Annotated in this window: 21 protein-coding genes; 14 read left to right on the top strand and 7 right to left on the bottom strand. The window is 70.3% G+C overall.

Annotation, left to right across the window (positions count from 1 at the left end):
- Window positions 1-2: 2 nt before the first annotated feature.
- The 7 genes from AC1DXT_RS06950 to AC1DXT_RS06920 all read right to left on the bottom strand — a co-directional run bounded on the left by AC1DXT_RS06950 (window position 3) and on the right by AC1DXT_RS06920 (window position 10,234).
- Window positions 3-1,238 (bottom strand): TIGR02679 family protein, encoded by a 1,236-nt coding sequence (locus tag AC1DXT_RS06950; protein ID WP_477060594.1) that lies wholly within the window; start codon window positions 1,236-1,238, stop codon window positions 3-5.
- Window positions 1,235-5,188, bottom strand: coding sequence for a TIGR02680 family protein (locus AC1DXT_RS06945; RefSeq protein WP_477060593.1), 3,954 nt, complete (start codon window positions 5,186-5,188; stop codon window positions 1,235-1,237). Before AC1DXT_RS06945 ends, AC1DXT_RS06950 begins: the two co-directional genes overlap by 4 nt.
- Entirely contained in the window at window positions 5,188-6,552 is a 1,365-nt protein-coding gene (locus AC1DXT_RS06940; protein WP_477060592.1) for a TIGR02678 family protein, read from the bottom strand. The genes AC1DXT_RS06945 and AC1DXT_RS06940 overlap by 1 nt, the downstream gene beginning before the upstream one ends.
- On the bottom strand, window positions 6,549-8,114 hold the full coding sequence (locus tag AC1DXT_RS06935; RefSeq protein ID WP_477060591.1) for a TIGR02677 family protein: 1,566 nt from the start codon (window positions 8,112-8,114) through the stop codon (window positions 6,549-6,551). The genes AC1DXT_RS06940 and AC1DXT_RS06935 overlap by 4 nt, the downstream gene beginning before the upstream one ends.
- 459 nt (window positions 8,115-8,573) lie before the next feature.
- Window positions 8,574-8,876, bottom strand: a complete 303-nt coding sequence (locus tag AC1DXT_RS06930) for a helix-turn-helix domain-containing protein (RefSeq protein WP_477060590.1) — start codon at window positions 8,874-8,876, stop codon at window positions 8,574-8,576.
- A 385-nt stretch (window positions 8,877-9,261) separates the two neighbouring features.
- A complete protein-coding gene (locus AC1DXT_RS06925; RefSeq protein ID WP_477060589.1) occupies window positions 9,262-9,720 on the bottom strand; it encodes a hypothetical protein in 459 nt (152 codons plus the stop codon).
- Window positions 9,721-10,042: 322 nt separating this feature from the next.
- On the bottom strand, window positions 10,043-10,234 hold the full coding sequence (locus AC1DXT_RS06920) for a hypothetical protein (protein WP_477060588.1): 192 nt from the start codon (window positions 10,232-10,234) through the stop codon (window positions 10,043-10,045).
- 482 nt (window positions 10,235-10,716) lie between these two features.
- Between AC1DXT_RS06920 and AC1DXT_RS06915 the strand changes: the two genes are divergently transcribed.
- From AC1DXT_RS06915 to AC1DXT_RS06850, 14 genes are all read left to right on the top strand, one after another.
- A complete protein-coding gene (locus tag AC1DXT_RS06915) occupies window positions 10,717-11,667 on the top strand; it encodes a hypothetical protein (RefSeq protein ID WP_477060587.1) in 951 nt (316 codons plus the stop codon).
- Between the two features lie 363 nt (window positions 11,668-12,030).
- A complete protein-coding gene (locus tag AC1DXT_RS06910) occupies window positions 12,031-12,459 on the top strand; it encodes a hypothetical protein (RefSeq protein ID WP_477060586.1) in 429 nt (142 codons plus the stop codon).
- Entirely contained in the window at window positions 12,453-13,346 is an 894-nt protein-coding gene (locus AC1DXT_RS06905) for a hypothetical protein (protein ID WP_477060585.1), read from the top strand. Before AC1DXT_RS06910 ends, AC1DXT_RS06905 begins: the two co-directional genes overlap by 7 nt.
- A 165-nt stretch (window positions 13,347-13,511) precedes the next feature.
- A complete protein-coding gene (locus AC1DXT_RS06900; protein WP_477060584.1) occupies window positions 13,512-14,063 on the top strand; it encodes an SAF domain-containing protein in 552 nt (183 codons plus the stop codon).
- Between the two features lie 38 nt (window positions 14,064-14,101).
- Window positions 14,102-14,821, top strand: a complete 720-nt coding sequence (locus AC1DXT_RS06895) for a hypothetical protein (RefSeq protein WP_477060583.1) — start codon at window positions 14,102-14,104, stop codon at window positions 14,819-14,821.
- A gap of 104 nt (window positions 14,822-14,925) precedes the next feature.
- The gene (locus AC1DXT_RS06890) at window positions 14,926-16,266 is read left to right on the top strand and encodes a CpaF family protein (RefSeq protein WP_477060582.1); all 1,341 of its coding nucleotides are present in this window, start codon (window positions 14,926-14,928) and stop codon (window positions 16,264-16,266) included.
- Window positions 16,263-17,123, top strand: coding sequence for a type II secretion system F family protein (locus AC1DXT_RS06885; protein WP_477060581.1), 861 nt, complete (start codon window positions 16,263-16,265; stop codon window positions 17,121-17,123). The genes AC1DXT_RS06890 and AC1DXT_RS06885 overlap by 4 nt, the downstream gene beginning before the upstream one ends.
- Window positions 17,120-18,016: a type II secretion system F family protein gene (locus tag AC1DXT_RS06880; protein WP_477060580.1), complete on the top strand. Its 897-nt coding sequence runs from the start codon at window positions 17,120-17,122 to the stop codon at window positions 18,014-18,016. The genes AC1DXT_RS06885 and AC1DXT_RS06880 overlap by 4 nt, the downstream gene beginning before the upstream one ends.
- A 29-nt stretch (window positions 18,017-18,045) precedes the next feature.
- Window positions 18,046-18,246 (top strand): hypothetical protein, encoded by a 201-nt coding sequence (locus AC1DXT_RS06875; protein WP_477060579.1) that lies wholly within the window; start codon window positions 18,046-18,048, stop codon window positions 18,244-18,246.
- Window positions 18,247-18,248: 2 nt separating this feature from the next.
- Window positions 18,249-18,641: a TadE/TadG family type IV pilus assembly protein gene (locus AC1DXT_RS06870; RefSeq protein WP_477060578.1), complete on the top strand. Its 393-nt coding sequence runs from the start codon at window positions 18,249-18,251 to the stop codon at window positions 18,639-18,641.
- A complete protein-coding gene (locus AC1DXT_RS06865) occupies window positions 18,638-19,066 on the top strand; it encodes a TadE/TadG family type IV pilus assembly protein (protein WP_477060577.1) in 429 nt (142 codons plus the stop codon). Before AC1DXT_RS06870 ends, AC1DXT_RS06865 begins: the two co-directional genes overlap by 4 nt.
- Window positions 19,063-19,518 (top strand): pilus assembly protein TadG-related protein, encoded by a 456-nt coding sequence (locus AC1DXT_RS06860; protein ID WP_477060576.1) that lies wholly within the window; start codon window positions 19,063-19,065, stop codon window positions 19,516-19,518. The genes AC1DXT_RS06865 and AC1DXT_RS06860 overlap by 4 nt, the downstream gene beginning before the upstream one ends.
- Window positions 19,515-22,481, top strand: coding sequence for a LysM peptidoglycan-binding domain-containing protein (locus AC1DXT_RS06855; protein WP_477060575.1), 2,967 nt, complete (start codon window positions 19,515-19,517; stop codon window positions 22,479-22,481). The genes AC1DXT_RS06860 and AC1DXT_RS06855 overlap by 4 nt, the downstream gene beginning before the upstream one ends.
- Before the next feature lie 143 nt (window positions 22,482-22,624).
- The gene (locus AC1DXT_RS06850; protein WP_477060574.1) at window positions 22,625-22,927 is read left to right on the top strand and encodes a DUF6112 family protein; all 303 of its coding nucleotides are present in this window, start codon (window positions 22,625-22,627) and stop codon (window positions 22,925-22,927) included.
- The last annotated feature ends 1 nt before the right edge of the window (window position 22,928 follow it).

Raw genomic sequence — 22,928 nt, 5'->3', positions numbered from 1 at the left:
GTTCATGCGCCGACGATCCGAGCGGACCCTGACTGACCGGAAGTCGGCCGAAGGGATTCGACGAGGTCGGCCCGTAGCGTGTCCCACACGGTTTCCTCGAGGACGGCAATGCCGTGCAACCGCATCGCCTCGGCCAAGTCAGGGTCCCAGGACGCCGTTGACATGCGTCCGACCGGAGCTCCGTGCGCCGCGACCACCGCGAGGTAGTCGGCGGCTGACATCCGCCATGGCTCAGCGCCGGTCTGGCTGATCACGTGGTCGGCAATCCGCAGGCCCTCACCGTCGAGATCTCCGTGGTAGCGCAGGGAGTGTCGCTGCGCACGGAGGCCGACGAGCAGCTCGATTGCGGCGCCCGAGGGCCAGCCCGAGACACACACCATCGGTGCCGGCGCTCCGCCATGCTCGGAGCAGGCCATCGCAAGGATTGCCGGGTTCTCAACGACGAAGACGTCGCGTAGACCCGGCAGAAATGGGATTCCGGCTCGGACGTTCGCGAGAGTGAGGCTGACCGCGTGTCCAGCGTCAGAGCCGACTCGGCAGAGTCGGTCTGCGGTTGAGTTGCCCGTGGCGGCAAGCCCTGCGACCAGCACGGTCGACGACAGGTCGTCGTCGAGCACCCCGACCGTGCGCCAGAGGCTGCGACGCTCGGCTGTCCGGTCCGGCCGGGTGACACCGTGCCCGCGCGCGAGGGCGGCGAGCACGACGCCAGACAACGGCGTGTCGGCATCGAGGGCGTGCGTGTCGTTGAGCAGCCGCCCGGCGAACGCCGGCAGCGGCTCGCCCGGGGACGGTAGAGCCTCGAGCACGTCAAGCGCCCGGACAAGCAACGCCCGGGTGGCTTCGGTGGATCCGCGGATACCGGTGGTGCGGACGTCAGCGGCCCAGTCCTCGAGTCCTCGGGCGCACACCACGGGATGTGCCGAGAACCATGCCCACAACGCTGCGCGTTCGCCGGCCGCCGACGCGCGGGCCGCTCGCGCGTCACCGATCGGCCCGAACAGCTCCACGAGCACGACCTCGAGAGGGCGCCCGGTGAGCTCGCGTACCGCCAGGTCGACGTCGGCGAGCCGGAAAGAGGTGCCCGGTGCGGGACGTGCGGCCAGTCCGAACAGGTCCGCGATCGCCTCCTGCTGCGTCCGGTCCATCGCCGGTACCCGGACCCGGGTGACCGACGCACCGGTCGAGAGTCGTCGGTGGCACTCGCGCAGAAGGGGCTCGAGGCCGGGGGCGAGGGTCATGCGAACAGCACGTCGTCGTTGGGTTCCTCGACCAGCTCGTGTCCGGTCCAGACGAACCGCGTCGTCGTGACCGCGTCGTCGTCGTCCGCCCCGGCCGCGAGCGCGTGGATTGCGATCCCGGTGACCTCTGGGTACGTCGCCCACTCGTGGTCGGACGTGAGGACGAGGTCGAGGTCGAGTTCGCCTAGGAGCGCGAAGATCTGCCCGCGGTTGACGGAGTCGATTCCGACGAAGACCTCGTCGAGCAGGATCAGCCGAGGTGCCTGCGGCGTCGCCTCGTAGTGCGCCGCCAGGGCTGCGAACAGCGGGAGGTGCAGCGCGATCGCTTTCTCGCCGCCGGAGAGCACGCCGTGAGCTTGCCGCGTCAGTGTGCGCCAGCCATGGTCGTCGCCGCGGTTCATCTCGACCCGAAACTGGTGCCAGGCGGTGTAGTCGAAGACGGCCGCGAGCTGCTGCGCCCAGCTTCCGCCCAGGTCGTCGGCGCGCGTCTGGTCGATGCGCGCTCGGAAGAACGCGTGCAGCGCGTCGCGCTCCTCCTCGGCGAGGCGCGCCGGGTCTTTGAGCAGCAGTGCTTGCGCCTGCCGCAGGCTCCCGCCCTCCTCGTCGCGGACCTCCCAGCGCAGCCGCACCTGGACGTCGGAGGCCGTGCGAACGGTTGCCAGCCGGCGGTTCATCCGGTCGACGAGGTCGTGCGCGTCGCGGATGGTCGCAGACAGGTGACGGCGCGTGTCCCCGGTGAGGGCCTGCTCGAACAGCGATCGCTCGGCCTCGGTGATCTCCGCCTCTGCCCGGACCCGCTCGGCCTCGACCACGTCGAGGAGTTCGCGCATGCCGATCCGTCGCCCGGCCGTGCTGGCCGTCGGGACGACGAAGCCGTCAGCCTCGACCAGCTCCAGGAGCGCTCGCGAGCCCAGCCGCGGAGCAGTGTCGTAAAAGCGCTGCGAGAGGCGTGACTGCGCGCTCACCACGGTTTCCCGCTCACTGCTGGGCACGTCGCGGTCGATGCGTCGCGCGGCTTCCAGCACGGCACGCACACGATCCTCGGCGGCGAGGTCGACGACCGCACCGGCGTCGTGCGCGAGCGACGTCCGCAGGACCGAGACCAGCTCCTCGTTCACCTTCGAGCGGTGCGCCTTCGCACCCTCGTGCGCGTCCTCGGCGGACGCCGACCGCGCCTCAAGGGTCGCGACGGCTCTCACCGCGTCGGTGCTCGCACGCTCGCGCCGTGGGATGTCGGCACGGGTCTCCTCGATCGCGGTCTCGATCTCGCGCATCCGTGCGGCTGCACGCTCGTACCCGACGCCCAGATGCTCCTGCAGCGTGACGAGTCGGTCGACGAGCGCCGAGGCCTCGTTCCGGGTGTCGACGGCTCGAGTGGCGAACTCGTCGGCCCGGCTCGCATCGTCGTCGGCGCGCGTCCGCTCCTCGGTCGCGACTGCTGTCGCCATCACCGCCTCCCGGTCGGCCCGGACGAGCGCCTCCACGGCGCGCGACGTCTCCGCCAGCAGGACTCGCATCGTCGACAGGGCGGCCCTGCTCGTCGGCAGCGACAACCGGTCCGCCGCGAGCGTCAGCTCCTGTGCACGGTCCTCGACCACGCCCTGTGCGGCGTCGCGCTCCGATCGCGCGGATGTCGCGGTGCGTTCGCGCTCGGCGAGCACGGTTCGGCAGCGATCGACGGCACGGCGACCCGAGCGGATGTCCTCGTCGGCCGGGACCGACTCGGCCTCACGACGGGCGGCGTGCTCGCGTCCGTCGACGATCGCGATCTGCGCGGCGAGCTTGGCGATCTCCCGCGAGGCGTCGGCAACGTGATCCGCCACCGCAGCAAGGCGTGCCTGACGATTCCGCTCACGCGCGGCGGCGCCGACGAACTGTGCCTCCGGCTTCGACCACGAGCCGTGGGCCACGCCGAGCCGCCACCGACCGTCGAGCGACACCCACGACGGTCCGGGGTCGGTGTCCTGGGTCCCCAGCGCGACGGCGGCGAGCACCCTGTCGACGACGTCGGTGCCGGGGCCGGTGTCGGCTGCGGCGGTGTCGACGGCCAGGACGTCCGCGAGCGACGCCCCGCCGACGGCTGCCGACGGGCTGACGAGCACGTCGTGACCCTCGACCTGCACCGCTCCGGAGGGTGATACCCAGGCGTCCAGCAGACCGCTGGCCTCCAGAGCCGCCTCGAGCCCGGCTCTCTCGTTCTCGGACAGTGCTTCGTGGAAGTCGACGAGCTGCCACAGGGGCGCCCCGGGAACCGTGCCCCGCGTCGTCGTGCGGAACCGTGTCGCGGGTGGTGCGACCGGGCCGGCGGTCTCGAGGAGGTCCCGCTCCGCCACGAGGGCGTCGAGCCGCACGAACGTCTCGTCGTGCCGTCTGCCGAGCAGGGCACGCTCTACGGCAAGCCGGGCGATGTGCTCCCGCAGCAGAGCATCGACGAACGGGGGCACGCGCTCGTCGCGCAGGCTGGTCCGCACGTCGTCCCGCGTGGGCGACAGCTCCCGGCACGCGTCCGCCCAGGCGCCGAGGGCCTCGGCGAACTGCGTTGCCGCCTCGTCGAGCGTGCGCTCCGCTTCCTCCAGCGTGTGGGTGGCGTCGGTGACGTCGTCAGTCGCCTCCGCCAGCCGCTCGTCCCACCGGGCGCGGTCGGCCGCCGCATCGTCGTGGGCGTCGACGAGCCCGACGAGATCGTCGACCTGGCCCTGGCGCACGGCGAGGTGTGCCCGCAGGTCCTCCGGGCTGTCGGCGAGGTGCTCGACGTCGAGCTGCCTCGCCTTCTCGCGGAGCGATTCGTCGCTCCGCGTGCGTTCGGCCAGGGCGGCGGCCGCGTCGGCCTCGCGTGCGCGCGCGGCCTGCTCCGAGCGCTCCGCCCGTGCCGTCTCGACGTCCCGGTCGGCAGCGCTCACGCTGGCCGCACGTTCGGCTTCCTGCACGCGTCGCCGCAGCTCTTCGAGCTGCTCGCCGCTGCGATAGTCCTCCGAGCGCGAGAGCGTCTCGCGGTCCCCGTCGAGCGCTGCGAGTCGACGCCGTGCGTCGTCGTAGGCCGAACGGGCATCAGCGCGCTCCCGCTCGGCGGCCTCGAGCTGTTCGGCCCCGAGCCGCAGTACCCGCGAGGTGTTGTCGAACCGCGTCGCGGCAGCGGTTACCGCCCGTGCCCGTTCGTGCACGACGACGCGGCCATAGGCACGTGCCTGCTCGGACAGCGCCCGTGCGGCCTTGACCTCGTCGTCGAGACCAACGAGGTGGGCGCGTTGCTGGTCCAGTCGTTCGAACCCCTCGGCGAGCTCCTGGATCTGCGCGGCGTCGACCGGCGGCAGAGCGCTGGACAGGATCGAGGAGAGGGCCGTCGGGTCCAGGTGCTCGGAGAGCTTCGGGCGGCGCAGCTGCAGCAGCGCCAGGACCAGCGTGTCGAACCGGTCCGGGGTCATGGCGGGGAACAGCGTCTGCCGCACGGCCGTGCGGTAGTCCCCCGCGGTCGCGAAGACGGTGCCGCGACCGGCGAGCCGCTCTCGCAGGACCGCCGCGGTGAGCGGCGTCTGGTCCTCGGTCAGCTGGAAGTCGGCACCGACGCGCCCGTGCGCCAGGAAGTAGTCCACGCGGGGGCGCGTCTCCGAGCGGCTGGCCTGGAGCCGGGCGCCGATGGTCATGTGCGGCGAGTCCTGGTCGACACCCTGCGCCAGCTCCAGCCAGACGTAGCCGACTCGGGTGCTCCCGGATGTCCCCTGACCCATCAGGTTCCAGTGCATCGACCGCGCACCCTGCCCGAAGGTGGAGAGCCGGGAAGCCTGCAGGTTCGCATCGAACAGGAACGGCAGGAGCAGCTCGAGCGCCTTCGACTTGCCCGAGCCGTTCGGTCCGCGCAGCAGGAGTCGGCCCTCGTGGAACGTGAGGACCTCGTCGTAGTAGCGCCAGACGTTGAGGATCCCGGCGCGGGTGGGCTTCCAGCGCGTCGTCATCAGGTCGTCGAGCCTCCGGTTTCGCGGTCGTGGTCGGCGGCATCGCCATCGTCGTCGATCGAGAAGAGCTCGACGTCCTCGTATGTCACTCCCGGAGAGGACGCGACGGCGTGCCGTGCCGTGCGAGGTACCGCGTCGAGCGTCGCCGCACGGTACCGCTGGGCGGCGGGCAGGGCACTGACCGAGCCGTTGTGGAGGTCACCGAGGTGGTGCCGACGGAGCAGGTCGACCGCCTCGGTCAGGAGTCGGTTCGCACCATCGTCGTCCTGGTACGACCGGGCCCAGCCGCGGTTCGCAGCCAGTAGCTCCGCGACCACGTTGCGTAGGTCGGCGACCGCGGCGGCTTGGCGACCTGTTTCCGTGAGCATCGTCAGCAACCGCAGGGCCGCGAGCGACGGCGCGCCGTCTCCGGGGAAGACCTCGTCCGTGCTCCAACGGTCCGGATCGACGAGGAGCCACCCTTCGGCCCGCTCCTCGAGCACGAAACCCGCGATCTCCGCGGCCTGGCGCATGAGCTGCCGCCCGCTGATCGACTCGACATAGGCTCGCTGGTCGTCCGGGAGCCGGTCGCGGTACACGACCGGGTCGTCGAACAGTGCACGCATCACCTGGTGGCGGCGCCGACGGTTCTCGCGCGGGTCGACCCCGTCGCCGGCCCCGGAAGCGGACGCCGGGGGCACCTGGAATTCCGGCTCGGTCGCGAGGCCCGCCAAGATGCCCTCGAACCAGCCTGGCCCCGCACCCGGGTCCCCCGCGACCTGGCTCGCGCCGACAGGCGAGGAGGTCAGCAGGAACGTCGCGCCGGAGTCCACCTGGTACAGGACCGCCGAGCCGGCGTCGTCGGCGAACGCCTCGGAGCGCCCGTCGATCGCGACGATGGCACCGAGCGCTTCGAGCAGCAGCAGGGCGTCGACGAACGCTTTGCGGTGTTGGTGCCGGCCGGTGTCGAACGACGGCAGTTCGTCGTCGAGCGCGCAGGCGTGCACGACGGCGTCCGCGAGCTCGCCGAGCGCGGCGATCCGTCGTGTGACCAGCTCGGCGGCCAGGACGCACAGCAGCACGTACCGGAGCCGGTCGAACGGTGCACCCGAGCGCAGGCGCCTCGCGGGCCGGTCGTCCCCCTCGGCGAACGCTCCAGGGGCCACCTTGAGCAGCCGGACCACACCGCTGCGTGGCTGGACGTCGACCGACCACCCGAGAGTGCGGTCGAACCACTCCGTGACGGCGACGCGGCGACGACGCACGAGCTCGAAGTCCTCGGCCGCGCGCTCCTGACGAAGCGTCGGGGTCTTCAGGAGCACTCGGATGGCGCGTGCTGTCTCCTCGCGCTCGGTCAGCGCGAGCTGGTTCTGCAGGGTGCTCACGGGACCGCCACCGGCACGTCGTCGAGGTTAGGGCGCGTCGCCGGACCCGTCAGTGTGATCGTCAGCTCGAAGTCGGGGCAGTCGAGCGTCCCCGTCCGGGTGCGGAGGATCGCCCGCGAAGCGTCGGCAGGCTCCGCCAGCACGATTTCGACGCGCCCGTCCGCTGATCGAGCGCGTCGTTCCGCTGCCAACGGGGCGGACACCGCGCGGCCGATCAGGTCGACGAGCTGGCGGAACGGCTGCAGCTCGAGCTGCATGAGCGCGGACAGCCGGGTGCGGCCGTCCGTGCAGAGCGACTCCAGCGCGATGGCGGCGGCCTCGCGCTCCGCGCGCGCCTGCGCGGCACGCTCGCGACGCACGACCGCGACGTCCCGCACCTTGCCGGTGCGCGAGAACACCTCGGTGCGTCCCGACTCCCGCAGCGTGCGGGAGACAGGCACCGGTTCGGCATCCGCCCATCGCGTGCCGGGCTGCACGGTCTCCGGATCCAGGTGCTGCAGGTGGGCGTGCCGAGCCGAGCTCTGCCCGAACGCCACCCGCCAGAGCCGATGCATCGCCTCGTCGGTCGGGGCCGACGCGAACCACCGGGCCAGCTGGCGGAAGTCCGCCTCGGCGCTCGACGGCCGCCGGCGGGCAGCCCGCAGCCGCTCGATCACCTGAAGCAGCGCGACGATCGCGCGACGCCCGGTGGCACTCAGGTCCTCGATCCGGGGCCTCGAGCCATCGGTCGGCGCGAACCAGGAATCCAGCCCGGCCCAGCGCGCATCGGCCTGGCCAAGCCACTCCAGCTCGCGCTCCGGCGTGCGCAGGTGCGGAGGCAGCTCGGCACCGGCGAAGGCGCGCCCGAACAGTTCCTCGACCCCCGCATCGCGCACGCGACTCAGCGCCCTGCGCACGCGGGCGGCACGTTCGTCGAGCCGAGCGATGTACTCCTGCAGGTAGGTCACCGTTGACTGCTTGACCTGTAGGAACGTCGTCTCGTCGATGTTCTCGGACCGCAGCAGCCGCTGCAGCTCCCCGTTGAACTGCTTGACGTTGCCGGCGAGAGCCGCGAGGTGCCCTTCAAGCTCCTGGAGCCGCACGAAGATCCGGCGGTCGGTCGCCGGCTCGTCGGAGCCAGCCGGTCCGGCGGCGAGGTCCGCGAGCGCATCGAGCTTCTCCGCGATCGCGTCCAGCACAGCACTTTGCAGGGCACCAGTGGCAGCGAGTGCCTCCACCGTGGCGACATGCCCGGCAAGAGCCGCCTCCCCCGCTCGAGTCATGGCGTACTGAAGGTTGCGCCGCTCGTAGTCGCGAGCTGTGCGGTACCTCTCCGTGTGGTTCTGTCCGACGTCGAGCAGCTTCCAGCTCACCAGCTGGTCGAGCGTGGACGCGAGCTCCGCCTCGGCCAGCTCGTCCCGCCAGCCGACCGCGTGCAGGTGGACACGCACGTCGTCCGCAGTGAGCGACGTCACCATCCGGTCGCTGGCGTCCCCGAACGCGTAGAGGACCGCGGTGTAGGGGTCGAGGCGGTCGGACGTGGCGAACCGGAACAGCTCAGGGGGTAGCGGCGTGTAGCGCACGATCCTCCCCACGGGCCCCAAAAGGGGTCGGCGTTAGGCTAGCCGAGCACACCGACAAGCCTGTCCGGGACGGCGGGAGCGGGTTCCTTGCGCGCGCTTCGCCCGTCACCAACGCTGGTTCGCTGCCCCCTCGCTCGGGCTGCCAGCACGGCATGTCGGCGGCCTTTCGGTCGTGCCAGGGGGCCAATGACCCGCCGCGCGCCGTCATCGAGTGCGTTCATTCCTGTCGGGCTGCAAACGCTGGACAGCTGCCTCGTTCACCCCAGGTCCATCGGCAACGGGCGGCAATACCTGAAGGAGCCGCCTGAGCTCGGTTGTGGGAGGTCGAGCCACCCACTCGCCAGGGGATGCCGGGCGGGCGGGGAGCGCGGCTGGTCGTCCGCCCGGAGGTGCTTGCCGCGGGGAGGTGCCGACTCGATCGGCACGGCTCCAGCGGCCACCCCGAAGGACCGCCGAGTCTCAACGCACGTCGCCCTGCACATGCGGTCGATTCTGATGCGCGCGGATGGACTTTGAGGTCGCCCCAAGTGCCCGAAGGTCGACGGGCTGTGAGGCTGGCGGCTCGTTCCCTATTCCGTTCACCTGGACCGTCACCATCTTCACCAGCGCATCGAAATGCTCGGGCAGAAAGCGGATCCTGCCGCGACCCAGTCGAAGATGCGGGACTCGGCCGCGCCGAGCCTGCTCGCGCACCCACCAAGGGGAGGCTCCGAGCATCTGTGCAACCTCTTCGGGTGTCAGGGTGCTCTGGTCAAGGGACATGTCGCGGCTCCCTTCGTCGTCGTGATGCGGCCGCTACAGGACGGCAGCCGATAGCGCGTGACCTCCAAGACGATCCGCGCCATCGGTAGACCGACCGATCACATCAGCCCGACTCGTATCTCGGGTTGAGCGGTTCCGTCGGCCCATCGGCTGCGGCCCGCGGCAGCGGACTAACAGGATGTGTCCCTATTCGCCGGGCGGAATCCGAACGTCTGCGCTGGTCACGCGGATCTTGCAGGTCGTGGCGTACCCGAGTGACCTGGCCGACGAGCAGTGGTCGCTGCTTGAGCCCGTCCTGAGCCGGCCCGGGAAGCATGGTCGGCGGCCCGGTCCGGACCTTTGCCAGGTGGCTTTTGAGGGCGGTGCGGTGCGGGTCCAGGCGACTTCAGTCGTCACACAAGCACGCACCGCTGACCGAGAGCTCGGTCCAGCATGTCTGGCACTGCTGTCCTGCGAGATCGGCGGCCAATTCGGAGCGACTCGACTCGCCTCCCCAGCGCGTCCCCGCCTCCTGCCGTGCCAGTGCGGTCAGGACCAACTCCACGAGACGAGTGCTCGACACGGCCGACCCAGGCACACGGAGATAGGCGGTTGTGGAGGTCCGCTTCGGCTGCGCGTTTGTCCCGGGGTTCTGCACCGCGACGGTGTCCACCTGCAGCGGGTCAACAACGACGTCGGTGAACGTCTTGTTGAAATACGCGGCGATACGCCGACCTTCCGGGCGCACGCTGATGTACCCGGGTTTGACGTCGACGAGGGGTGTGTACTGCTCGAGCACGGCACGAAGTGCGGCTGCGTGCCGCGAGCCCATCCCGAACTCGTCAATCTGCTTACTGATGTCCATGGCGGTCTCTCATCTCGAAGCTGGTCGGAGGTGCAGCGGGACTTCTCAGAGACGCCACCTACACCCTCAGATCGGATGAGCTGCGGAACCAGGTCCGCTGGTCGCCCGATCCAATTGACTGTCTACCAGCGCTTGACCTGGACGCGGGGTCGCGACGTCCCTGGCTTGCCGGAGGTTTAGTGCAGCGGGTGCAGTTCCCGGGTCCCTGGGTCGGAACCGGCACCAGTCCAGCCACGGCAGGGCGCCGGGTCGCGACCAAGCACCGCCCGCCTCGCGGGTGTCAGGTCAAGGGGAGCCCGTGTGAGCCCAATTGGGGACACACTCAGTAAGTGAACCGCCTCGCCACGGCCGATGCCCACACCCACGCGAACCCTTCGCGCCCGCCCGGGTCGAGGTAGCGCACCCGCACTTGAGACGTCGTCCAGGCGACGGCGTGCCCGTCTGCCGCGAACGACTTGCCGCGCCCGCTCGTCACCCACACGACGACCGGCAGCGGCGTCTCGGGCTGCACCATGCGTTCGCCGGTGCGAGCCTCGGCGGGCGCATCGACGGGCTGCTCGTGGGTTGGCACCCGTTCGATAGCGCGACTAGAACGCACGTCCGAATCGTAGTCCTGTACCGACTTAGCGAGTCCGCTCCGGGACGCCGCTCGAGATCTGCCGGCATCGATCTGCGCCGTAGCCGTCTTCCGCGTCGTCCGTCCGCTCCCGGTTCGCGCCTGGATCGTCCACGGCAAGGGGCAAAACCTCGAGGTTGAGGTCTTCTCGAGGTTGAGGTCTTGCGGTCGGGTGGCGAGCCGCGCGCTCAACGTGCGCTACCTCGATGCCCGTGGCCGCGAGGACTTCGTCCGGATCTCGGCGGTGACATGGAGTAGTTGAGTCACCTGCCCAGCCCCGCGCCCCGCGTTTGCGACGTCGCAGGTCAATCGGCATGTGATCGACGCAGCTGCGCCGGGTGATCCATCGGCGCCATCGATAGACAAACGGATCACATCGCATGATCACTGACGCCGTGATCGATCTGTCTATCGCCTCTGAGAAACCTCGGTGCCGTTCACCCACGACACCGGAGGCGAGCATGACGACGACACCGCATACCGCACCCGAGCACGACGGCGCCGTCGTCCGGGACCGCGCAACGCTCCTGCAGATGCTCGACGCGATCGACGACGAGGGCTGGGACGGCCCTACCGGGACAACCTTGCTGAACTACCTGCGCGAGCGAGTCGTCCGGCCCTTGGCGATCAGCGTCGGCCTGCGAGGCGCCGCCGCGTCACAGGCCGAGTCCACCGCGTGGCAGGCGCTGTGGGTGGAGCTCACCAAGCCAGCGCTGCGGCGCGCCACCTCGCCGTGGGGCATCCTCGGGCAAGTCGCACGGCGGCAATTGCTCGGCGAGATCGTCGCCGCGCGGTTCGCGACGAACGACCGCCGCGCCTGGAAGCTCGAGGTCGCTTCCCGCGACGGCGCCGTCGGCACAACCGTGAGCCTCGACCTCCTGCTCGAGGCCGGCTGGGAACCGGCCACCGCCGACGACCCGGATGTGGGCGACCCATTCGAAGCCTCGGCGCTGACTGACGCAGCACAGCGCGCCCTCATGCTCGTCGGGTGGAGTGAGCAGCAGGCGAGGTCGATCCTTGCGACTGTGCTCGATGCGCCGACGACCCGGGTCGACGACCGCACCCAGTTCCCGGRTTGGCGAGCCATGGCGACCACGCTCGGCATCCCGGCCTGGCAGGCCCGTCGCCTCACGATCGCCCTGCGAGGTACGAGCGACTGGCCCGGCGTCCTGGCGCGGATCGTCGCCGAAGGGCCTGCCGTGGTCGAGTCCCCCATCGTCCGCACGGCCCTGATGGCGACCCGCCGACACTCCGACCGATCCCCGGTCCTGGCAGCGCGTCGCGCCGAGGAAGCACTGGTCGACGCCCTTCCACAGCGCCGTGCGAGCTGAGCCCCGTCCACAGATTCCGGGCGCGCGACTCGCGCGTTGCGCAATCTGTGGCACACCTATCCCCATGGAGACGCACTCAGTCACGGGTCGACTGACCTTTCCGACTCGCGTCCTTCACCCGTTTGGGTATGGAATGGGCGCTTCGACGCTGTCGTCGAGCGGCTTCCGTGCGAGCGGGGGCCGTACAGGGGCGGGTGTTTGCCGATGAGGAATCGACAGATCACCAAGGGGGCCGCGACCGCCACAGCGCTGATCGTCGTCGCGGCTCTACTCGGCGCGTGCACAGATCCCGGGCCCAGCCCCTCGCCCACACCGGTGGTCTCGACGCCAGCTCCGACTCCCACGCCCAGCCCGACTCCATCGGTGGACCCGACGATCGCGCAAGCCCAGGCCGCGATCCTCGAGGCGTACAAGGGCTACTGGGACGCCAAGATCGCGGCGTTCGCCGATCCGACGAAAGACCCGGGGCCTGAGCTCGAGAGGTTTGCTGTCGACAAGGCGTTTGCAGACGTGGTGTCGAGCGTCTTCACGTTTCGAGATTCGGGCATCGCCGTCACTGGTCAGCCCGTCCTCACGCCCACGGTTTCGGATGTGGAGATCGGCACCAGCGGCTCCGCCACGATCGTTGACTGCGTCGACGGAACGGAGTGGCAGCCCGTCTACACGGCGACGGGTGAGTCGGCCGCGGCACCCGGTCAGGTCCAGAAGCTCCTGACGACATCCACCGCCTACTTCTACGTCGACCACTGGACCATCCGAACGTCCAACGTCGATCGCGAAGCGCCATGCTGACGGCTCTCACCGGCGTTGCGGCGCTGATCGCGGGCCTGGCAACCGGAGCCGTGCCTTCCGGCGTGACTTGCGCACCCAACACCACCTTCTGCGTCATCGAGGTCGACCAACCGGGCCAGCCCGCTCCCCCGGCGGTCCCTGGCGGCAGCGACGTCGTAGTTCGCGAGTGCACGGTGTCGGGAACGGGCCGAGTCGTCCCCTGCCAGGGACCCCTCGGATGGTTCAACGACCGCGATGACTGCTACTGGCGGAAGCTCGAGCACCAGCCTGCCGAGACCGACATCATCTGGGGTGGTCACTATCCGGAGGGCGCCATCTACGCGGTTTCTTGCGCCGCGACGCACCCCGGAGGCGTCGACGGGTGGGTGTGGAGTCCGACGGACCCTCCCGGATATGGAGGGACGAGCGTGACGCCGGCTCAGCTGGCCCAGCAGGCATTGGCGCGAATGGCGCTGACCGGTCCGACGATCCGGATGACGATTGAGGGCGACGAGCACGGCTTGGTCGGTCTTCCGGTGTGGTTGTGGACCGAGGTGGGCCCGACGACGTGGGGGCCGAACTCGGCAACCGCTGCGGTCCCGGGGCTGTCCGTCACGGCCACGGCGCAGGCTCGCCAGATCGTCTGGGACATGGGCGATGGGCGCACGGAGACGTGCAAGAACCCGGGCACGCCGTACTACACCGGTGGTGTCACGTCGCCGACGTGTCAGCACATCTACGAGCAGTCTTCCGCCGGGCAGGCCAACGAGGCGTTCCCGGTGACTGCGACGTCGACGTGGGACGTGACGTGGACCGGTGGTGGCGCTTCGGGTGCGCTGACGGTGACGCGGCAGTCGACGGCGAGCGTTCGCATCGGTGAGATGCAGGTGCTCATCACCCAGGAGTAGTCACCGGCGGCGTGCCCGCCTGCAGGGGAGGTTGCCATGACGGCAACGAGTGAGAAGACCACGCTGAACGGGACGCCCGGCGGTGTCTCCGTTCGCGCACCGAGCGTCCTAGCCCCGCGAGGACGCCGCAGACCGGCGTTCGTGATCACGGGTGTCGTGATGATCGTGATCGGGGCGCTGGCCGCGGTGTGGTTGGTGTCGAGCTCGGGGCAACGGGTCGACGTACTCGTCCTGGCTCGTGACGTGCCCTACGGCGCGACGATCAGTCGCGACGACCTGACGACCACAGCCGTCTCGGTCGATGCGACCGTCGCGACCGTCCCGGCCAGGGACGTCAGCGAGATCGTCGGGCAGGTAGCTGCGACGTCGCTGACGAAGGGATCGCTGCTCGCCGCTTCCGAGGTGACCGCCACCGGGGTGGTGCCGCCGGATCAGGTCCTAGTGCCGCTGCCGTTGACGGTCGAGAAGGTGCCCGCCGGCGGGCTCGCGGCAGGCGAGGACGTCCTGGTCATTGATGCACCCCCGCAGGGCGCCGATGCAGTGCAAGGAAGCCCGCTCTCCTATTCGGCGACGGTCGTGCGGGTCGGGGCACCGGACATCAACGGTCTGGTGGTCGTCGACGTGGTCACGGACGCCGACGACGGGCCGGCGTTGGCCATGCGGGCGGCGACTGGCCGCTTCGCTCTGGTGGTGCTCCCTGCGCAGGGTGCGAAGTGAGCGTCGTGGCCGTGTGCTCCGCGCACGGCGGTCCCGGGGTGACGACGACGGCGCTCGCGATGACGTGGGTGTGGCCGCTTGTGCATCCGGACCGTCGTGTTCTGCTGGTTGACGCCGATCCGGCCGGCTCTGGTCTCCTGACGGGGTTTCTCCAGGCGGGTCTGCCTGGCACGGCCGGAGTCCTGGCGCTGGCGGCGACCCGCGGTCCGCTGTCGGTCGAGCAGGTCGTCGACTGTGCGGTGGCGATCGACGAGGATTCTGCGCGCATGGTCTTGGCGGGTGTCACGGATCCTCGGCAGGCCCGCCCGCTCGGCGCGATCTGGAGTGCGCTGATCGGTGCGTCGCGCGACCTGGGCTCGGTGGGAGTCGACGTGGTGGTCGACGTCGGGCGGTTGGGTCACCGGTACGAGCCCACTCCGCTGCTGGACGGCGCGGATGTCGTCGCGATCGTCGTGCGACCAGAGGTGGCCTCCGTGGTCCCGTCCGCCGCGGCCGTACGGACACTGCAGGAAGCACGAGCCGGCCGCGTCGCACCACTGGCTTTGGTGATCGGCGACGGCTACTCCCCCACCGAGATCGGCACCGCACTGGGCACCGGCAGGCCGGTGGTGGTCGCGCGAGATGCGTGGGCCGCAACCGCGTTCGCCACCGGGAGTGCGCAGGGATGGCGGTTCGAGCGGTCGCCGCTGCTCCGGTCGGCCCGCGGCGTCGTCGAGCGGCTCGCCGAACTGGCCCCGGCCCTGGCGGTGTCGTCGTGACCGGGCTGGACGAGACGACCCGACCTGGACCGGCCTCGAACGGGTTCGGCCCGACAGCCACTCATCTGGCGACCGCTGCCGGCCCGGTCCTGGCGGCGCCGGACATGTCGGTCGTCCGTGAGGTGCGCCGGGCCGTGGCCGATCGGTTGGCACAGCGTCTGCAGACCCAGCACGTCGAGTCCCCGGGTGCCCGCCGTGAGCTCGCGCGCTCGCTGGTTGCTGCCGAGCTGTCCGAGCGCGGTCGCGAACGGGTGCGCCGCGGCGAGGACTCGTGGCCGATCGATCTGGAGATGGCGACCTCACGCGCAGTGATGGCGGCCTTGTTCGGGTTGGGCCGACTGCAGCCGCTGATCGAGGACCCGGCGGTGGAGAACATCGAAGTCGACGGTCACGACACCGTCTGGGTGTCCTACGCCGATGGACGAGATGAGCGCGTCCCGCCGATCGCGGACTCGGATGCCGAGCTCATCGAGATCCTGCAGCTGCTCGCTGCCCGCACGGGCAACGCCGAGCGCACGTTCTCCTCGGCCCACCCGGCGCTGCACCTGCGACTCGAGGACGGCTCACGGCTGGCGGCCGTGGCCTGGACGACACCGAAACCGCACGTGGTGATCCGCCGGCACCGGGTGCGGGACGTCGACCTCGATGACTTGATCCGTCTCGGCACTCTCGACACCGCGTTAGCGCAGTTCTTGCGGGCGGCCGTGCGGGCGGGCAAGAACATCGTGGTCACGGGGCTGCAGAACGCTGGCAAGACGACCCTGATCCGGGCGTTGGCCAACGAGTTCGCTCCGATGGAGCGGTTCGCCACGATCGAGAAGGAGTACGAGCTCCACCTGCACGACCTGCCCCATCGCCATCCCCGGGTCGTGGCCTTGGAGGCTCGGGAGGGCTCCGCCGAGAAGGACGGGAGCGGCCGACGAGCTGGAGAGATCACGCTGTCCGACCTGGTGGTCGATGCGCTGCGGCTGAACCTGCGCCGGATCATCGTCGGTGAGGTCCGCGGCCCCGAGGTGCTGCCGATGCTCGAGGCGATGTCCACCGGCGACGGGTCCTTGTGCACGCTGCACTCCCGGTCCGCACAGCACGCCGTGGACCGCATCGTGACCCTGTGCCTGTCCGCCGGGGTCTCGATGACGGACACGTTCGCCTACCGACTCCTGGCCGGGTCGGTCGACCTGTTCGTACATATCGAGCTCCTCGACGACACCGCGACCGGGGGTCGCCGACACCGGTTCGTGTCCCAGGTGGTCGAGATCGTCGGCCTCGGCGAGACGAACCGCCCGGCCACGACGACCGTCTTCGGACCCGGCGCCGACGGTCGCGCCGTGCCGCTGCACCGCCCGCAGTGCCTATCCGACCTCGTTCGCGTCGGGTTCGACCCGTCCGTGCTCGACCAACGCAATGGCACGTGGACGAATCCGCTGGGCGGAGGACGGTCATGACACCTCTGCTCGCCGCTCTCAGCGGGGCCGTCCTCGTGGCAGGGGCACTGCTCGCTGCGATCGGGCTGCGACGCACCGAACCGGCGCCGGCGCGACCGCGACGCCGCCGGACCCGGCGCCCCGCCGAGGGGTGGTGGGATCGCTGGCGGTGGCCCATCGCGGCGGCAGCCGGGCTCCTGGCATGGGCCGTCACCCGCTGGCCTGTCGCCGCTCTGATCGTGGTGGCCGCCGTGATCGGGCTGCCATACCTCCTCGGGTCGGCGAAGGTCGCCGCCCGGGCAATCGATCGCGTCGAGGCCATCGAGGAATGGACCCGCCGCCTGGCCGATGTGCTGGCCACGGGGGTCGGTCTCGAGCAAGGGATCCTCGCGTCCGCCACGACCGCCCCGCCGCCGCTGGCTCGCGACGTGGGCGCACTGGTTGCGCGGATCTCCGCACGGTGGCCGACCGATCAGGCGTTGCGGGCCTTCGCCGACGATCTGAACGACGCCGCCGGCGACTTCGTCGTCGCCTCGCTCCTGCTGGCCTCCAGGCGCCGAGGCCCCGGCCTGTCGGGAGTGCTTACCGCGGTGGCCGGGTCCGTTTCGGACGAAGTGGCAGTGCGGCGCAGGGTCGAAGCCGAACGCGCCCGACCCCGCTCCACCGCGCGCCTCGTCACCCTGATCACCCTCGGTGTCGCGGGGCTACTGATGCTGAACGGCACCTACCTGCAGCCCTACAGCGACGGGCTGGGACAGCTCGTGCTGGCCGCGATCGCTGCCGCCTTCGCCGGGTGCCTGCTGTGGATCCGGGCACTGACCCTGACCCCACCCGAACCGCGCTTCCTGACCGGACATGACACCGGGGGTGGGTCATGACGCTGTGGATCGTGCTCCTCGCTGGTGCCCTGGTGGGCGGCGGGATCGTCGTCGCCGTGGCGGGCCTCTCCCCTGCCCGACCCGACCTCGTCACCGCCGTCGAGCGCCTCTTACCAGCACGCGGTCACGTCACCGCGGTATCGCCGATCGGAGCGCCTGGACCGCTCGGCTCGGTGCGGCGGGTGGTCCTTCCGCAGGCAGTCCAGACCTTCGGGCTGCGCCGCTACGCCGCCGACCTGAACATGCTCAACCAGCAGCCCGAGGACCTCGCCGCCCGCAAGATCGGGTACGGGCTCATCGGCCTGCTCTTCCCCGCCCTGATGTCCACCCTCATGCTCGCCGCCGGCGTCACCCTGCCATTCGTCGTCCCTGCCGTCGCAGGCCTGGCCCTGGGTGGCGTGTTCTTCATGCTCCCGGACGTCACGCTTCGCACCGAAGCAGCCAAGGCCCGGGCTTCCATGCGGGCGGCGACATGTGTGTTCCTCGAGCTGGTCGCGATGGAGCGGATCGCCGACGCCGGACCCACAGAAGCTCTCGACCGCGCCGCGGCCATCGGCGGCTCCGTCGAGTTCGCCCGCATCCGCGACGCACTCCTACGCGCCGAACTCGCCGGCGATCCGTCCTGGACCGGGCTGACCCACCTCGCCGAGACCACCGGTGTCACCGAGCTCGGCGACGTGGCCGACATCATGCGCATCGCCGGCCAGGACGGCGCCGCCATCTACGCGACACTGCGCGCCCGCGCCGCCTCGCTACGCACCCAGCTGCTCACCACCGCGACCGCGAAGGCCAACGCCGCCTCCGAACACATGGTCGTGCCCGTCTCCTTGCTCGGCCTGTGCTTCATGGCCCTGCTCGGCTACCCCGCCTTCGTGCGCATCCTCCTGAGCTGAACCACACCCTCGGACGAACGGAGAACGACATGGACACGCTCGTGATGCTGATCTTCCTCAACGGCTACGTGTCCGCCGCGCGGCACCAGATCCGTAACCGCGCCGGCGACGACACCGGCGCCTCAACCCTGGAGCTCGTCATCATCATCCTGGGGCTGATCGCCGTGGCAGGCACGCTCGTCGTAGCCATCACCGCGGCAGTCCAGCGCCGCGTCAACCAGATCACCTGACCATGCGCGACCGTCGGGACACCGGGTCGGCCAGCATCGAACTGGTCATCCTGTTCCCCGCCCTGCTGCTGGTGGTGACTGCGTTGATCCAGTACGCGCTCTGGTTCCACGCCCGCTCCCTCGCATTGGCCGCCGCCCAGGAGGGCGTTGCCGTCGCCCGCGCCTACGGCTCGACGCCGCAGGCCGGGCGAGACACCGCCCTGGCCTTTGTGCGCGACCATGGCGCGGACACCCTCACCGACGCCACCGCGATCGCCTCCACACCCGGACCCGGACACGTGCAAGTCGCCGTGACCGGACGATCGCTGTCGGTGATCCCCGGCACGCCGGGGATTCAGGTCAACCAGTCCGCCGACGGCCCCGTCGAACGCTTCACCACGGCGAACACACCATGAACCGCCAGCACGCGCACGACCGTGAGAACGGCTCGATCAGCGTCGAGCTCGCGATCCTGACCCCCGCCCTGATCCTGCTCCTCGGTGCCCTCGTGCTGGTCGGCCGAGTCGAGACCACGACAAGCGCGATCGAGCAAGCAGCCCGCTCCGCCGCCCGGGACGCCTCCCTGGCCCGAACCCAGGACGGCGCCCGCGCGGCCGCGACAGCCGCGGCCGCGCGCGAGCTCGCCAGCACGTCCTGCGTCGCCACTGCTGTCGCCGTGGACACGTCCGGGTTCTCTGCGCGCATCGGTCAGGACGCCGTCGTGACCGCGACTGTCAGCTGCACCGTGAGCTTCGCCGACCTCGCTGTCCCGGGCTTGCCCGGCGCACGCACGATGACCGCGCAAGCGACCTCGCCCCTCGACAGGTACCGCACACGATGACGACCCTCACTCGCCGCCTGCACGTCGCAACCGGACCCGAACACGAGGCCGGCTCAGTCACCGTGTTCGTGGCCATCAGCATGCTCGGGCTCCTCCTGCTGCTCGGCCTGGTCGCAGACGGCGGCGCGAAACTGCGCGCGACCCAACGCGCCGACGCCACCGCGGCCGAAGCGGCTCGCGCCGGCGGGCAGGCCCTCGACATCCCCAACGCCATCTCCGGATCCGGCATAAGAGTGGACCGAAGCATCGCCGTCGCCGCAGCGATCACCTACCTGCGCCAGGCAGGACACAACGGCACCGTCAGGGTCAGCGACGACCGCACCCGCCTGCTCGTCACCGTCACCGACACGGCCCCAACCGCGTTCCTCAACCTCATCGGCATCAGCACCCTGACCGTGACCGGGCACGCCGAAGCCTCACTCGTCGAAGGCATCACCGGAGGTGGCACATGACCGCGACCCTCACCCCCACCCACCGCGGTCCCGAAATCCTGCGCGCCCTCGGCGCGACCGTGCTGCTCCTGTTGTTCCTTCTCGGAGCGCCGATCGCGTTGATCGCGCTCGCACCCATCTACGTTCCGGAAACAGTTCCGACCCTCGCCGAGGTCGGGCACGCACTGACCTCCCCCGACGACGGCACCCTCCTCTTCGCCGTCCTGGCGTTGATCGGGTGGGTCGCGTGGGCAGCCTTCGCGGTCAGCGTCACCGCCGAGATCCTCGCCGGCCTGCGACGAGTCGCAACACCCTCGATCCCCCTGCTCGGATCAGCGCAATGGGCAGCATCCCGGCTGGTCGCCTCCGCCGCCGTCCTGCTCGCGCTCACGTCGACCGTCACCAGTCCGACCCCCGCGGCCGCCGCAACGGTCACTGCCACCCGTGCCGTCAATGACCGGCCAACGCTCGACACACCAACTCCAGCACCCCGGCACGCCGCGGAGCCCGAACCGACCGCGGCCGAGCAGCCGAACCGCGGCGCGGAGCTCCCGACCGTCATCGTCCAGCGCGGGGACACGCTGTGGGACATCGCCGAACGGCACCTCGGCGACGGCGCCCGCTTCACCGAGATCCAGGATCTGAACCTCGGCCGCCCCCAGGCCGATGGGACTGCCCTAAGCGACTCCCACTGGATCTACCCCGGCTGGGCGCTCCTGCTCCCGGCAGACGCCGCCGGCCTAGACCCGTCACGACCCCTCGAGCCCGCCGCACCGGTCCAGCCAGCGCCGAGCGAGGTCGTCGTCGAACCCGGCGACAGCCTCTGGAAGCTCGCCGAAAAGCACCTCGGCAACGGCGATCGCTACACCGAGATCTACGCCGCGAACGTCGGCAAGCCCCAGACCGACGGGACCACCCTCACCGATCCCAACCTCATCGAGCCCGGCTGGCACCTCACGGTCCCCGCCGGCCCGACCGTTGCCTCCGCCGCCGGTGCACCCGCCGCCCCGACCTCTCCGACTCCACCAAAGGCGCTGGAGCCCGCTCACCCCGCGCCGGGCCAGCCCATGACCGGTGACCCCGACGCCGCCACAGCAGTGCCCACCGCCAGCAGCAGCACGACGACTGAGCAGCCTGCTGCCCCGAAACCGCTCGGGCAAGCGGACGACGCTACAGCACATTCCGGCAGTCGAGCACCCCTGTTCATCGGGCTCTCCGCGGTAGCAGCGGCCGGCATCGTCGGCGAGCTCGGACGCCGCCGACACCTGCAGCACCGCGCACGACGCGTCGGCGAATCCATCCCCATGCCCACCCAAGGCACCCAGACCGCGGCAGTCGAGGACACACTGCGACGCGCAGCGACGCCGGTCACCTTGGCCCAGCTCCGGACCGCACTCCAGAACATCGACACCCGCTGCTACGCCGCCGAACGCGACCTCCCCCGGATCACCGCGATCTCCCTCAGCGAGCACACACTCTCGCTCCACCTGGAGTCCCCCGACCCCGAGCCTGTCCCCCCGTTCACCGCCACCGGTGTCACGTGGACCGCCTCGACAATCGAGGTAGCCGGCGACTCCCCGCTCGACAACAACGGTCACGCCGAGCCGTACCCGGCACTCGTTCCACTCGGGCACAGCGACGACGCCACGGTGCTGATCAATCTCGAAGCTGCCGGAACCCTGAGCATCCTCGGCGACGAACAAGCCGCCGACGACGCACTGCGCGCACTCGCGATCGAGATCGTGACCAGTGAACTGACCGGGCGCATCGCGTTGGTCGCCGACGAGTCCTTCGCCGATCTCGCTTCGGCATTCGAAGCCGCCCGCATGCACAGCACGCCCGACAACACCCGGACACGAACCGCCCGCGCCGACGCCATCGCGTCCGCCCTCGAGGACAGCGGCCTGACCGACAGCCTCGAAGCCCGCTCAGACCGGATCCTGGAGGACACCTGGCTGCCAGTCGTCTACCTCGAACGGACACCGAGCCGGGTTCCGCCGAGCGAACCATGGACCGGCTCGGTCCTGATCACTCGCGAACCCGCCACTGGTTGGACGCTCACCGTCAGCCCCGACGGCACGGCGGCCCTGGATGCCCTGGGCCTCACGCTTCGTGCTCAACGACTCAGCGCTGCGGACCTCGAGCAGGTGACGTCGTTGCTGCTGACGGCGCAACCACCCGTCGTCGCCGGGATCGCGTCCTCCGAGCGGCACGACCTCCGCGGCACCGACGCGCCAGGCGCCAACGAGATTGCCCGGACGATGTGCGAGACATCCGAGCCTCGGGCGGAGACTCTCCAACTCCAGGAGGGGCGCATCCGCGTGAACGTCCTCGGCCCAATTCAAGTCGAGGGCCTCACCAAGCCCGAGTCGACGCCACCACCACGCGCGATCGAGCTACTCGTGTACCTCGCACTGCGGCGCACAGCGAGTGGGCACGAGCTCGACGAGGTGTTCTGGCCAGGAAAGCGAGACGTCGCGGGCACTCGCAACACGTTCGTCTACCGAACCCGACAACTCGTCGGCGACGCCGCGCTGCCCACCATCCGGCGCGGCGAACCGTTGCACGTCACGGATGACGTCGCGACAGACTGGGCACTCTTCCAAGGACTCACGGCAGCCGCCCTGGCATCCGACGACGAACGAGTCGAGAACCTCACCGCGGCGCTGGAGCTCGTGCGCGGCCGTCCGTTCATCGGCATCGACGACGCGCACTACTCCTGGGCCGAGAACGACATTCAGGTGATGGTCGGCGCCATCTCTGACGCTGCTCACCTGCTCGCCCGGCTTCATCACGAGGCGGGCCGCTACGGCGAGGCGATCCAGGTCGCGACGCGCGGGTTGCTCGTCGAACCGATGTCCACCCTCCTCCAGCGGGACGCCCTCGACGCTGCCTCCGCGCGCGGAGACCACGAGGAGTACAGCCGACTGCGAGCCCGATTCGAGTCCCGCCTCGCAGAACTCGACCCAGACGCCGAGCTCTGAGCCGGCGGTCTGACGCCGGGGATCCCAGTCCTCTTGTTTGTACTCGCGATCTCGCGGGTTACGCACACTCTGGCGCACCTATAACCAGATGGCGCTGACGACCGGTGAGCGCCCATGGATCCCCGGGGTGCGCAATGGAACACGTGTCGATCAACGTCGGCAAGGTCATCGGCGCCGACCCGGGCATCACCCCGAACGAGACCGGTCTGCCGGGTTTGGCTGTCGTCAAGCAGCTGGTCGGGGCGCTGCTGACCTGGGGCCTGGTGGCCTGCGTTGCGGGCCTGGTGATCTCGGTGATCGTGTGGGCGGTGGCCCGCCAGCAGGGCAACTACGGGTACGCCTCGGGCGGGAAGACGGGGGTCCTCATCGCCGCCGGCGGTGCGCTGCTGATCGGCGGAGCCAACGCGATCGTGGCGTTCTTCTCCGGTTTGGGCGGGATGATCTGAG

The organism is Cellulomonas sp. P1_G12_2, from assembly GCF_056405535.1.
Note: the sequence above shows the minus strand (reverse complement) of the source record. Positions and strands in the feature narration are given on the sequence as shown.